Genomic DNA, 13,522 nt, shown 5'->3' on the forward strand with positions numbered 1-13,522 from the left:
AGACCCCCTGTTCCCTCGGCATGAAAATAAGGACTTTTTCAAGTCAATCAACCACTGCGTTTAGCAGACGAAATCTCCACCAAACCGAGGAAACTCCAGGATGGTTATGTGATGGACCTAAAGACTGGGGGTGCTGAATAAGGCTCTACAGCAACTGCGTATTACGTTATTAAGACTTTATTTATATTACTGCATCTAATTTGTAAGAATGAGCAAAACGGTTATCTCTGTCCGACTGTCAGAAGAACGACTTAGCGATCTGGACAGCATTTGCAGCCAACTTAAAACAAATCGATCTCAGGCGATTGATATGGCTATTCGACTGTTGCCAAACTTAATTGGTGAAAACAGCGAATTCGTTTATCGGCCGTATTGGGAAGTGGGAAAAAACAAGGAGAAATGACGTTATCAAACTTAAAAAAACCATTAGCACTCATAGTAACAACGTGCTGAAAAATTGCTGTTCACTTTCATAAAGGCAGCGAAATAGACTCGCGAGTCAGCGAGAGACGAGCTACGTTGACTTTGTAAGTGATTCGTTTGATTCGGTTTTTCTTAGGATCGTTCGGCGAAGCGCCTACAAAACAACGGGAGACTACCTCCACGACCAAGCTTCGGTAGTCCCCCTAAATGCATCAAACCATCGATTCGAAAGGCTTGACTATGAAGGACACTAACAGTTTTCCACGAACATGTAAGCCAGAACTTCCTAAAAATGCTTTGGAATTTGAGCATGTAGGATGGGGGCGTTTCAAAGGACGTGCCCAAGGTGTAGTGGCTGTTTCTGGCCTTGTCGGGGTGATATTAGCGATTTGTAGTTTGATATATATTGCAACAACTTAGTTTTCTGCAATATATGGAGATAAAAAATGTATAATGTAATTACTCAAGTGTAATTTTAACGAATTACACTTGAGTAATCAGAATTTCATCTTACCATACAATACAGAAAACACAGTACCATTCTCTGAATCCTAAGATCACCAAAGACTCGGAAGGAAATTAGCAATAACGGCTTGAGAGATGTCTAGTGTCGGCATCGCGAGCAAAAAGAAGCCAATAGAGCCGGTAACGAGTGACACACAGCGCGCTACACGGTGTGTGTGCATTTCTCCCGTCCACCACTCTCGTGCGAGGAAGCTGATGTAATCGCCACGCTGTGAGAACATTTGCGAGCGAACATCTGGCCGATATCCGGAAACCAAAGGTTTTTTTGCACGGGTCTGGCCTTGCACTATCCAAAATAACGAAAGCCTTGGCTGCCAGTGATCCGATAGTACATCTCGCTCCATTCTCGAAAGCTCATGAACACTGTAGCGCTCAGTTACCCGGGCTGAAAATTCAATATCCCCCTTCGCAAGCTTCAATATTTCCGGAGAAAATACTCGGAAAATGAAGTTTGAAATCATCAAAAGCAAACTACCGATGAAAACCAGCTTCATTTTCGTCAAGCTAGTTAGAAAAAATGGTGTGGATGCGTCTGATTCTGCTCCTGCTATCATCCTAAAAGACGAAATTTCTGCAAATTGATCATTAAAAAGTATAATGTAACCAACTAAAGGAATTAGCATAATGACTTTTGTTAAGTCATTATTAGCAATTAATTCCACCGATTGCCACTGAGTATACTTCCAATCAGAATGAAAATGAATCAAGGTTTTCTATACCTCTGTGCTGGCCGCTTCTGATCAACAATCGATCCGCGACATGTTGCTTTGATTCGCGCGTTGGTTTCCAGAAATAATTTTAATGTAAGCTTGACGAACTGAGGCCGTGAATGTCTATTTGAGAAAATCAATTATAGGTTGAGTATTCTTGAATGACATACAATCTGCCGGACTATTTGAGCCAAGGCGAAGCGGCGCGTTTGTTCCCTGTTCTATCAACTACTTCAAAGGAAGGTCGCACAACATCAATTGTGCTGGCCTGCATGGTTCAGATTGAGGAACTGGGAGCCGCGCTCCTACACTCTATTGGTCAAAAGCGTGGAAAGCGTGCTCAAGTACAAGCGTACACTGAAGTCGTTTTCAAGAACCAATCCAAGACGGCCAAGGATCGCCCGGATGGGCTCATCCTTCTCAAAGTCGGCTCCCGGGAATGGAGAGCTTTGGTTGAAACAAAGGTCGGGAACAATGCCCTCGATGCCGATCAGATTGAAAGATACCGAGCTTTAGCAAAAGACAACGATATCGACTGCGTTATCACGATATCCAATCAGTTTGCGACTACACCTACCGCACACCCCGTAGAAGAAGTCAGGAAAAGCAGATCTAAGCTGCCCGTATACCATTGGTCCTGGATGCACGTGGTCACTACTGCGGAGTTGCTGATCAGAAATGAACAGGTCAAGGACCCCGACCAACTATTGCTGCTGAATGAATTGCGGCGTTTCCTTAATCACGAAAGCGCTGGCGTGCAAGGCTTCCATAAGATGCCCAAAGAGTGGGGAGATCTCAATAAACTGGTGTCATCTGGCGGGGTAATACCTGCGCGTTCTCCCGAAGCACAGGTTGTGCTTGACGCCTGGCATCAGGAAACTCGTGATCTTTCTCTCATTCTCAGTCGCTTGGTTGAAACATCCGTAAGTGAAAAACTTCCACGAAAACACATCAATGATCCGGGGCAACGCAAGAGAGACGAACTGCTAACGCTCCGCGAGCGAAACCAACTTCGGTGCACGTTGGATGTTCCAAATACTGCTTCCCCAATCGAGGTCACAGCGGATCTGAAGCGCAGATGCGTTGACGTTGGAATGACCTTGCGTGCTCCAGAAGACAAGAAGTCAACAAAAGCACGCCTTAATTGGCTCTTGCGTCAGATAAAGGTCGATAATGTGGAAGGGCTTCACATACGCTTGCTTTGGCCTGGCGCTAGTGAACCAACCCAGCACTTAGTCGCGGATTTGCGTGAAGACATTGAAATCTGCCAAGAAGGCAAGAACCACCTGGTTGCTCACGGGTTCCATGTCTTCTTATCAAAACGCCTAGGTGGGCGCTTTACTCAACAAGTCAACTTCATTTCCGATTTGGAGGAAATCGTCCCAATGTTTTACGGCGAAATAGGTGCGAACCTGTCCGTTTGGAAGAAAGCCGCGCCACGGATAAATCAGGAAAAACCAACCGCTGAGGACGTGTCGATAGATGCGATTGCAGAAGATGCGGAAGAATTCGTAAACTGACTTCAGCGGTTAAAGGGGTTCTCTTCAACCAAACCAACGAGTGCGAGCCGTTGTAGAAATCTTGTCCGATAAATGGATTGGTTGATAACGCTCAATGCGAACCAACCGTTCCTACGTGCATACCTGCTACGATTCCGCGATGAAAAACTAGGAGTTTTAAAGTCCCCAACGCAACAACGCTTGTTCAACGCCCTCAGCATCATCCCTGATCCGCATTACAGCTTGCCGGGATAAACCAACCTGCCGCGCAATCGCACTTATGTTTATGCCGCTTGAAAGCAGGCCGTTGACCGTCCTGACAGATTGTCTATCGAATGTTGGTTTCCGTCCGGGATATTTTCGCGGATCATTTTTTGCAGCTTTGATACCGGCCTTCTGAGCAACCTTCTGAGCCTCCGCCTGAGCTTCTGCGGTTGCAGCCAAGAAACCGATCAAAGCATCGCGTACAGCCTGTTGAACGGGATCGTCCGTGGCACCGTCGAATTTCATATTGTTGATGATCGTATGGATGGTCACGCCGGATCGGATGAACTGTCTGATCACGTCCGTCACGTCTTCATAATTCCGACCCAGGCGATCAACCCATCGAACGACCAAGTGATCGCCATGACGAAGCTTATCAAATAAACGGCGGCCTTCGGGCCGATCTAGAAGTTTGTGCTGAATTCCGGATACGCCATGATCGGCGATGATTTCATCGAAAACGAAACCGGCTGCTTCAGCCTGTTCAACCTGATGATCCAGGACTTGTTCGATGGTCGATACGCGTGCGTAGAAGAATGTCGCTATGGAAGCCTCCGAGATGTCATTAAGGGTATTGTTATCTAATACCGAGTCGGTTGAACGATTACTACCCTTGATGACACCGTTTTCGGAGAATTATCCGGAACTGCTACCTGTCAGTTACGGTATAGCCATATGGACAAGCGGAGGTGTGGTTTGGTTTGTTTGAGCCGCGCGTCGAGCCACCCCGATGTGAACCGTGTCTCTTGTGCGGATATCAAAAAATCACGCTAACTCGTCTGCCAAAGGGGAATTCCAAAACACCTCGTTTTGATCGGTAAACTTGTCCGCACCATCAACCGGTTCTCCCCAAAGCCTGGACCCGAGTTGAATCATTAACTCGCCCAAGCCAATGCCACGATATGGTCTTCCAACCGATAAGCGCTCCGCAATAACCTGGCCGCAGTATTCCGAAAAGGCCGCCATCGCCGCAGGAATGTGCGGATTATCAGCATCTAAAATAACGATCTCCCACCAGCCGTTGCGTGCTGCATCTGAATAACTGCGAACATCGTGGTTAGGAGTCAGCCAGTGATCGACTGGCATGTCGCCTGGGAAATAGCTGGAGGTTACAATGTACGGATGTTCCATTGGATCGAACACTGTGTTTGATGGCTTCAATGCCTCATTTATTTGTCGCCGGATATTTTTGATCTTCTTGGCTGTAATTTTTTGGGACATGAACAAAACTCCTCTTTCATAAGTATTTAGGGAAAGAGGTCAGACTCGTGCGCACCCGCCAATTTGCTGGACGAGTCGGCGGAGACCATCACTGGGAGAGCAGTATGAGTTTTGCTTTCTATGATTTTGAAACAACAGGAACGAGTCCTGCATTCGATCAGCCAACACAGTTTGCTGCGATCTTGACGAATGATGATCTTGAACCTTTGAAGCGCATCGATGTTCGATGCCGTTTGTCACCGCACATTCTTCCTGCACCTTGGGCGTTAGCGGTCACAGGTGTGACGCCGGATATACTAACCAATCCGAATTTGCCGACGTGGTTCGAGTTTGTTCAGACGCTTTCGGCTTTGATCAACCAATGGGGGCCAGCAACCTGGACCGGATACAACAACATCACTTTCGATGAAGAAGTGCTGCGCCAGTCGCTGTATCAAAACCTGCATCCGTCGTCGTACCTGACCCAGATGGGGGGCAATGACCGCCTTGATGTCATGAAGTTGGTTTACGCCACCTGGAACTTGGAACCGGATGCATTGGTTTGGCCCACGGATGATAGTGGTCGGCAATCCTTCAAGCTCGATCAAATGGCCCCTGCAAATGGATTTGCGCATCACGATGCCCACAATGCCCTCGGAGATGTTGAAGCGACCATATATATTGCCAGCCTGATCCGCGATCGTGCTCCTGATGTCTGGGAACAATCACTTCGAAACCGGTCCAAACAAAAGGTATCGGAACTGCTACAAAGCGGTCACCCGCTACGTCTGATTGAACGCTTTGGTGCTACTCCACCGCGATCCTACATCGGCGCTTATGCAGGCAGCAGTACATCGAATCCAAACTCCGTTGGTTTCCTCGATCTTGATCAGGTTGACCCAAGTGAACTGCTTCTGGCTGATGACGATGTGATCGTTAAAGCAGTGGACAGGACGCCCAAGCTAGTCAGGACTGTAGCGGTGAACAAAGTACCGAATCTGTTCGAGATGGATCAGATTGATCCTGTGATCACGAATCGCGCCATGCGATTGGCGGAAATGACCGATCTACGCGAACGCATCGGCAACGCAATAGCCGCCAGGTTCGCCAACAGAGAAGCCCCTGTCCATGTTGAAGAGCAAATCTACGCAGAATTTTACAGCTCGACGGATCAGCGGCTATTAAAACATTTCCAGACGACATCATGGGAAGAGCGCGTTGATGTTTTAACACGACTAAACGATCAACGTGCACGGCAACTTGGTCGGCGATTGATCTTCTTGAATCGTCCCGACTTGCTGGACGCAGCTATGGTCAAGAGTATGGCGGTAGCAATTCGAGACCGTTGGGAAACTCTCGACGATGTTCCATGGACGACGTTTTCTGAAGTTGAAAAGCAGTTATTCGAGATTGAGGAAGCTGGTGCCATGACCACAGAAGAAGTTGGACGATTGCGTGCCTACTTCGACAATTTACGTGAAGGGAGACGCAACTAAACCCTACAAACATGACAAGTGCATGATCAAGTTGTCATATCAGCGCTGCGAAGAAAGGCGGGTTCAAGTTCATCCAAAACGTTGTTGCGATGCGCTCAACTTAAAGCTCGGGCGACCCCCGGAACTTTATTGTATTTGCTCGAATGCTAGTATGATGCCGAAAGCTGGCTAGGTAGAGTTGGGGTCACAACTCACGACGGAATTGCCCAACGGGTACTTTGTAGACCTTGACGATGTTTCTCGACAAAAGGACACCGAAGTACCGAATTGAAGGTTGCTTCGAAAAAATATATACCTATAGTTGTAAATCTAGCTAATTGACAGTTCTCACACTTAGAGAAAACCATGGATGAATTCGAGCAACAACCGTTCAGCGATGCGGAATTTGCGGAAAATCCGGAACAGCGTTGCCCGGTAATTCTGCTACTGGACACCTCTTATTCAATGAGTGGCGCGCCAATATCAGAATTGAACGAAGGTCTGGCCACCTTTCGGCAGGAACTTATGAACGATCCCATGGCCGCAAAACGCGTGGAATTGGCAATGGTCACTTTTGGGCCAGTGGAGATTAAGTCCGACTTCGTTACTGTGGATCATTTCTATCCTGAAACGCTGATTGCGGACAATGCGACCCCAATGGGCGAAGCTATTGTAACGGGGCTCGACATGCTCCGACAACGCAAGGACCGCTACCGCGAGAACGGTGTCAAATACTACCGACCATGGGTATTTCTAATTACCGATGGTGCTCCGACCGACGCTTGGCAGGAAGCGAAGCAGCGCATCCACCAAGGCGAAGAGCGTAAGGAATTCATGTTTTATGCCGTGGGGGTGGAGCAGGCTGACATGAATGTGCTTGGCCAGATTGCCACCCGTCAACCGCTCAAGTTAAAAGGGCTGGCTTTCAAGGAGTTGTTCCAGTGGCTCTCCAGTTCGCTTAGCGCTGTATCGCAGTCCAACCCCGGCGATGCCGTTCCGCTCGACAACCCGACTGCCCCGGATGGTTGGGCCGTAGCGGGTTGATCCTATGGAATGGCGGTGGGCGTCAGCGTCCGTAATCGGGACGTCGCACATGCGAAATGGTGACAGACTGCAAGATGCCTACGCCGTTGCCGAAATTAGCGATGGCGGCATACTTGCTGTGGTTTCGGATGGTGCGGGCAGTGCGATGTTCGGCGCATATGGCGCGTGGCTCACTTGCCGTTTTCTCTCCGTTCGATTTCGAGAATGGGTACGCGCCAATCCAGACCTGCCATCCGATGAAGAATTAGCGGACTGGATAGATGAACTTCGGGACCGAATATCAGCGATAGCAACCCAGCGTGAATCTACGTCTCGACAATTCGCTGCAACACTGGCGGCAATCGCTATCACGTCAGATGAAACTGTCACGATGCACATTGGCGATAGCGCTGTTGTGGGGCGGAAAGGCAACGAATGGGATGTGCTGTGCTGGCCTGAGAACGGCGAGTATGCGTCAAGCACCTACTTCGTCACTGACGATCCGGAGCCGCGCCTGAGGATCAGCCGCCGCCCTCGTGAACACGACGCATTCGCTCTATTCTCCGATGGTGTTGGCGATCTGGCCTTGTCGCATCTGGAACAGAACGCGCATCCCCGGTTCTTTGATCCTATGTTCCGCCCGGTTGATTCTGCATCGGGCGAGGGACGGCTTGTCGAGCTATCGGCGAAGCTGGCCACATACCTCGCTGGACCTTCGGTCTGCGAACGCACCGATGATGACAAGACGCTCATCCTCATATCCGGGGGCTGACCGTGCAAGAAATCGTAATCGGCAAGGATCAGTTTTCGATTGGAGAATTGATCGGCAAGGGTGGCGAGGGAGAAGTCTTCACCATCAAAGGTCGATCTGGGCAAGCTGTCAAAATATATAACTCTAGCCTGCGCACCCAACGTGAAGACAAGGTGCGGGCGATGGTGAGCGAAGGCCTTGCCGTGAAGACCGACCTTGTAGCGTACCCAGGCGAAGTGGTGACAGACCGTCGCGGCAACTTTGTGGGCTTCGTTATGCGTCTGGTGTCAGGCTATCGCCCGTTGCATGAGCTCTACACCCCGAAGTCTCGCCAGCGCCATTTCCCGATAGCGGATTATCGGTTCATCGTGCATGTGGCAATCAACGTCGTGCGCGCTGTTGGGAAGGTGCACCAGACCGGTTGTGTCATAGGCGACTTGAACCATTCCGGTGTCCTAGTGGCTCAGGATGGGACTGTTGCCCTAATTGACGCGGATAGCTTCCAATTCAGCCTGAACGGCAAGTCCTATCCCTGTGTCGTTGGGGTTCCTGATTTCACACCGCCCGAGTTGCACCGGAAGAACCTCGCATCCGTTCGGCGCATCATAGAACACGACAACTTTGGCCTCGCGGTTGCGATCTTCCACCTTTTGTTCATGGGCCGTCACCCCTATGCCGGTCGTTACAACGGCCCAGACATTTCCATGGGCGACGCCATTGCTCAAAACCGGTTCGCCTTTTCGCTCGCCCGCCGAGCAGCAACACAAACGGCCCCACCACCGGGTGCGCCGACGCTCGACACATTCCCGGATGTTGTCGCCCGTGCATTCGAGAACGCATTTGGGCTGACACCAGGCGCGCGTCCGAGTACGCTGGACTGGATTCACGCACTAAAGACGCTCGAAGGCTCACTGAGCCGCTGTAGCAAAGTCAAGACGCACTACTACCCCAGCGCTGCCGGGGGGTGCGTCTGGTGCAAGCTGACGTCCAATAGCGGCTTTGACATGTTCCCGGATCTGACCGCAGCGGAACCAAGTATCCCGACCGATCCGCGGGGCACGGAACAGGCAATCCGGGAGATTCAGGCCTTTCGCGTCCCGACGGCTGCGGACTTGCTGCACTTAGCGGCTGCGCCGCGTAGTGCCAGCAATGCGTTGCGCGAAGCTAGGAGCGGTAAACGGGGACGGGCGCTCTTGGGTTTACTCTTGATGGGCGGTGCAGTTGCAGGGTTCTTCTACGCCGCCCCCGTGTGGTTTTTATGGATCGGACTGGCAATCTGGGGGTGGGTAACCTTCTCTGATCGTGAAGTTGAAAGCAGCCCATTTTATCAGGCCTTCAAAGATGCCGATGGACGGGTACAGCGCGAGCTTGATGGTTTTGTGCAGCGCAACGGCATGACCGAGGTTCTGCGGGTGTACAGCAATTTGGACGCAGCAATCTCCACTTATAAGGGCCATGACGATGCGTTTGCCCGTGAAATCATGGTGTTGAAGTCCAACCGGGAATCTCGCCAACGGCAGGCCTATCTCGACAAGTTCTCCATCCGGCGGGCGAATATCTCCGGTATCGGTCCAGCGAAAACGGCAACGTTGATCTCTTTTGGGATCGAGACCGCCGCCGACGTGCACCGCTCTGCCGTTCTACGAGTGCCGGGGTTTGGTGACGTGATGACCAGCAAACTAGTGTCTTGGCGACGCGGACATGAGAGCCGGTTTAAATATGACAGGACGCCAAATGCTCAGGATGTCGCAGATGAAAGGGCATTGCGCGGGCGGTTCACGGCAGAAAAGGCAAAGTTGGAATCCACTATCCGTAACGGGCTGGCTACCCTAAGGAGCGCCAAAACCCGACTGGACGCATTGCCAGCAAAAGCGAGAAGCGACAGATCACTGACCGACGCGCTGACGGCCCGAGCTCAAGCCGAACAAGACCTGCGCGATTTGGGGGTATCGGTTCCGGCTTCCAATGTGGCACTGACCTTAACACAAGCATCACGATCTGTGCCACAACCGCCTAACCCACCCCGCGCTAACACGCCAACGCCGCAGTCGCCACGCGTGACGGTTTTGTCAGGCAAACCAAGCTGTCCGCGTTGTGGTGCCTCCATGATACGCAGAAAAGCGCGGCGAGGTCGGAATGCAGGCGGACAATTCTGGGGTTGTTCTCGGTATCCGCATTGCAAGGGCACACGCAACATCTGATCGGAATTCACGTTAGGTGGATGAACGGACGCAAACATCTGGAGCAGACTTGGTGTGTGTTGCATAAACGTTAGCAAAGCCAAAATTTGGCCAAACCAATACCGACAGGGGGGAAAAAAGCGAAGCCTAATAGTAACTTCTATTAGGTTTGAGCATTTCATCCCCTAAATCACGAGCGAAGCGATTGAATTTACCCACCATTCTGCGGAGCGCAGCGAGCGAGATGGTGTCCAGGACCTCGTGAGGGATTTGTGAGCGCCTGTGGCGCGATCAAATCCGCATGAGGGCCGACGAGGATCTAGGTAGAATACGGCAAAAGCCGGAAGTTGTATCGATCATAACCAATGCCCTCGATTCCTTCGCAGGACAATTTGTTGATGTCCCGAAACAGGCTTGGCTTGATGAACACTGCATGCATCGATTCAGTTTGGCCGGGCACATACCGGAAGCCTAGGTTGCGGCCAAGGTCTTGATAGATCTTGTCACGAAATGAAACCGCAATTGGATTGGCAATATCGAATGCAACACCCAGAACGTTCAGCCGTTCGAATTCGTTGACCGATGGATATGTTGCGAATGTTGCGATGCGTTTCCCTACAAGATCATTACGTCCTCTGGCCGCGACATGCGTCATCGTTGTTCCCGGTTCAAACTTGTCTTTCGCATTACCAAGTTTGTCGGAGATTACATGATCCCATCCATTGGCCAGTAGCTCTTCGGCAAGTTCAACGACCGATTGATCCGATTTCTCGAAATCACCCGTCTGCTTTCTGGGACCACGTACCCGTTCTTCTAAAACAAGATCAACCGTATCTCGTTGCAAATGCGGGGTGTTGGTCAGATTGATGATTGTAATCTTGTCAGCGTTTGAAGCTGTTTGATTGATTGCCTTCGCAATCAGCCGGGGAAGGTCTTCTGTGGTCAAAATGATAACGGGGCACCCGAGCGACCGGAACCAGCGCAGCGACTTTGAATAGTAGGCGTTACCATGAGTTACAGCATAGATATTCTTATCGGAACGTCCTTTCCCGAACGGGATGGTTTCAGTATCGACTGCGAACCGATCTTCTGCCTTGAAATTCAGCCGAACAATCGCATCACAGTCTTCAAAACCGAAGTCTTTCCGGGAGACGCCGGTTTTCTGGAGTGTCACGCCATATGCATGTGTGCGTTCAGAAAGGGTAGCGTCGTCCCAGCCTTTTCCTGATGGTTTTTTGCATTGTTCGCGAACACTAGCGGCAAACAAAACGATCTCTTCATCATACACGACGACCAAATCGTTCCACGAAACTTCATCAAATATCACCCGGTAGGGCAACATTTGATCCGCGTACGGTTTTGCCTCGTCCGGATCAAATTCGTCTTGAAACTCAGGATGCAGGAAAGCCCGTGTGTAAAGAGCATGCGGCCATACCTTTAGTAGATCATGAACCATGAAGACAAACGCGTCCGATTGGAACCGCGCGGTGCCATCTTCACACTTCCACAGCTCATCCCGAAGCACTTTCATTCGTGCATAGACGTGGGGCTGGATAGCCTGGATCGCCTCAATCAATGAACGGTATTCATGGTCGCCAGCGTCTCTTGTGGTAAGGGCGGTCTGCTCTGGAAACTGCTCAAGTGCTTCATGATAAATCTTTGATATCGACGGCAGGACGATCGCATTCGCAGGGCTGTCCGGCATGTGGAGAAGCTCGTCGCGCTTTTCATGGAGTTGCAAATAGCTTGAACAGGAAACAACCGTGAAGCCTTTGGTTAATTCCGGTGTATCACCTCTGGCAACGGCATTCTGGTATCGCACCGCATCTTCATCCCATCGAAGTTCCATTGCGCTGTTGAGCAGTGCGTAGGTCTTGCCCAATCCCTCTGGTGCCTGAACCAGAGTCAATCCGGAGAAGTCTGAAACGCAGCGGAGTATCCTCCCGGCCTCGTTGCGGGCACTTTCCTTATCTGTCGCTTTTGCTGCAAACCGTCTGGGTCCTATCATTCGATCTCTTAACCTGCGGGACTGATGTGAAACGAATTCTGAAGAGTCTTCTGGAAAGAGCAGGTCGAGGGTTTCGTCCAAGGACAGATCGTTTGGAAGGAATACATCGCCAGCAGGAGCACCCCGACCGGCGAGTATCAACCGTCGAAAGTCACCCTGAACCATTGTAGACGGGTGGATGTCATGAACATCGTTTCTGAAGAACAGAATATTATGGATGCCGTCAAATTGTATCTCGACGGGTTCTGGAAATCCGGAACCCCACTGATCGGCAAGGTAAGTTTTGAGCTTATCGATGACGGCTGAACGCGCATCGCATCTGACGGCCCTATTGCTGGGACGCCGTTGAGAATCCCGCATAAGCGGGGCAACTTTGTTGTATTTATTGATACTGAATAGCGGTGCGTTCTTTGCCCCACGTGGTACCGAATTGTTAATTCGTTCTTGAACAACGGTCTGGACGACCTGATCACCCACGTGGAAGCCATGGATGTTTCCAGACTTGGAGATCGTTCTCACTCCCCATGGTGACCGGCGTTTCTGGACCAAACTTCGTAGGCGTGTGTCAAAGGTGATATTGGTATCGAGCTTGTCCGTTATGACTTCGGCCACATCCGCCCATGCCATGCGATATAGCGGTCCCAGAGCCTCATCCGGCACATCACCCGACCAGAGGGTTTTGATGGGTTTGGTGGTGTTTTGGGAAAGCTCTTTGGACAGATGTCGGATATCCCACACCGTATGGATATGAAGGCTTTTATGTCCGGAAAACACGACACAATAGCCGCGATAATCCGGATACTTCGACAAGGCACTGTGAACCTTGGCAAACGAACAATTCTCCGGTTTGCCTGCGAACCAATCCAGTTGCATCTCAAGGTCCGCCCCGTCTAGACCGTCATACTCGTAGGTCAAACAAAGCCAACCGGCATTCACGATCCGCTGTCCAGGTGGTGTACCGCCGGATGATTTCCCCGGTATACGTTTATTTTGATCGTACTCACCTTCACCAAGCGGATTGCAGAACAGTGTCGATTGTTGTTGGATCGCATCCCAATCGAAATCCCCATTGTCCTTTTCGCAGTCATCCAACATTTTCATCAAATCGAAATGCATGAACGCCCCCTTTTCTCGTTTGAACAAATGAGGGAAGCCTTCAGTCTCCTCGTTCCTAAAACGGTCAAATGTCTCGATGAGGTATTTTTCAGCCAAATCATTCGAATAACGATTTTGGGCGCGTTCAAGCTGCTTCTTGTGCTTTGGCGAAATGGCAAGTTCGTTTATGTCACGCCGTCTTGGCGAATTTCTGTTTTTCATAGGGTAATCTCCGTCCGCTGGCGCGACTCGGAATGCTTCGACGCCATGTCAGACTCTATTTATCCAGCAGCCTTGGGATGCTTGTCCGGTTCGGCGATCAAACCCTTCATGTCGAATTGCGAGCGACCCTAAATACCTGTGTAACCG

At 50.6% G+C, this 13,522-nt stretch carries 9 protein-coding genes; 5 read left to right on the plus strand and 4 right to left on the minus strand.

Going from position 1 to position 13,522, the window contains the following annotated elements:
• Positions 1–980 precede the first annotated feature (980 nt).
• The gene (locus tag RBB49_RS10095) at positions 981–1,610 is read right to left on the minus strand and encodes a hypothetical protein (protein WP_306142622.1); all 630 of its coding nucleotides are present in this window, start codon (positions 1,608–1,610) and stop codon (positions 981–983) included.
• A 209-nt stretch (positions 1,611–1,819) separates the two neighbouring features.
• Here RBB49_RS10095 and RBB49_RS10100 point away from each other — a divergent pair, with 209 nt between their 5' ends.
• Positions 1,820–3,178, plus strand: coding sequence for a hypothetical protein (locus tag RBB49_RS10100; RefSeq protein ID WP_306142623.1), 1,359 nt, complete (start codon positions 1,820–1,822; stop codon positions 3,176–3,178).
• A 156-nt stretch (positions 3,179–3,334) separates the two neighbouring features.
• On the opposite strand, the gene RBB49_RS10105 is transcribed toward RBB49_RS10100, so the two are convergent.
• Entirely contained in the window at positions 3,335–4,039 is a 705-nt protein-coding gene (locus RBB49_RS10105; RefSeq protein ID WP_336623415.1) for a recombinase family protein, read from the minus strand.
• 147 nt (positions 4,040–4,186) lie between these two features.
• Positions 4,187–4,642 carry a hypothetical protein gene (locus tag RBB49_RS10110; RefSeq protein WP_306142624.1) on the minus strand — a complete coding sequence of 152 codons (456 nt, stop codon included), beginning with the start codon at positions 4,640–4,642 and terminating at the stop codon, positions 4,187–4,189.
• A 104-nt stretch (positions 4,643–4,746) separates the two neighbouring features.
• On the opposite strand from RBB49_RS10110, the gene RBB49_RS10115 reads away from it, so the two are divergent.
• The 4 genes from RBB49_RS10115 to RBB49_RS10130 all read left to right on the plus strand — a co-directional run bounded on the left by RBB49_RS10115 (position 4,747) and on the right by RBB49_RS10130 (position 10,071).
• Complete coding sequence (locus tag RBB49_RS10115; RefSeq protein ID WP_306142626.1) at positions 4,747–6,117, plus strand: exonuclease domain-containing protein; 1,371 nt, start codon at positions 4,747–4,749, stop codon at positions 6,115–6,117.
• Between the two features lie 345 nt (positions 6,118–6,462).
• Positions 6,463–7,140 carry a VWA domain-containing protein gene (locus RBB49_RS10120; protein WP_306142627.1) on the plus strand — a complete coding sequence of 226 codons (678 nt, stop codon included), beginning with the start codon at positions 6,463–6,465 and terminating at the stop codon, positions 7,138–7,140.
• Between the two features lie 4 nt (positions 7,141–7,144).
• A complete protein-coding gene (locus RBB49_RS10125) occupies positions 7,145–7,891 on the plus strand; it encodes a PP2C family serine/threonine-protein phosphatase (protein ID WP_306142628.1) in 747 nt (248 codons plus the stop codon).
• Positions 7,892–7,893: 2 nt separating this feature from the next.
• On the plus strand, positions 7,894–10,071 hold the full coding sequence (locus RBB49_RS10130; RefSeq protein ID WP_306142629.1) for a helix-hairpin-helix domain-containing protein: 2,178 nt from the start codon (positions 7,894–7,896) through the stop codon (positions 10,069–10,071).
• A gap of 298 nt (positions 10,072–10,369) precedes the next feature.
• Here the strand turns inward: RBB49_RS10130 and RBB49_RS10135 are convergent, their stop codons facing one another.
• Positions 10,370–13,375, minus strand: a complete 3,006-nt coding sequence (locus RBB49_RS10135; protein WP_306142630.1) for a hypothetical protein — start codon at positions 13,373–13,375, stop codon at positions 10,370–10,372.
• Positions 13,376–13,522 lie beyond the last annotated feature (147 nt).

The organism is Roseibium sp. MMSF_3412 (assembly GCF_030733265.1).
GTDB lineage: Bacteria > Pseudomonadota > Alphaproteobacteria > Rhizobiales > Stappiaceae > Roseibium.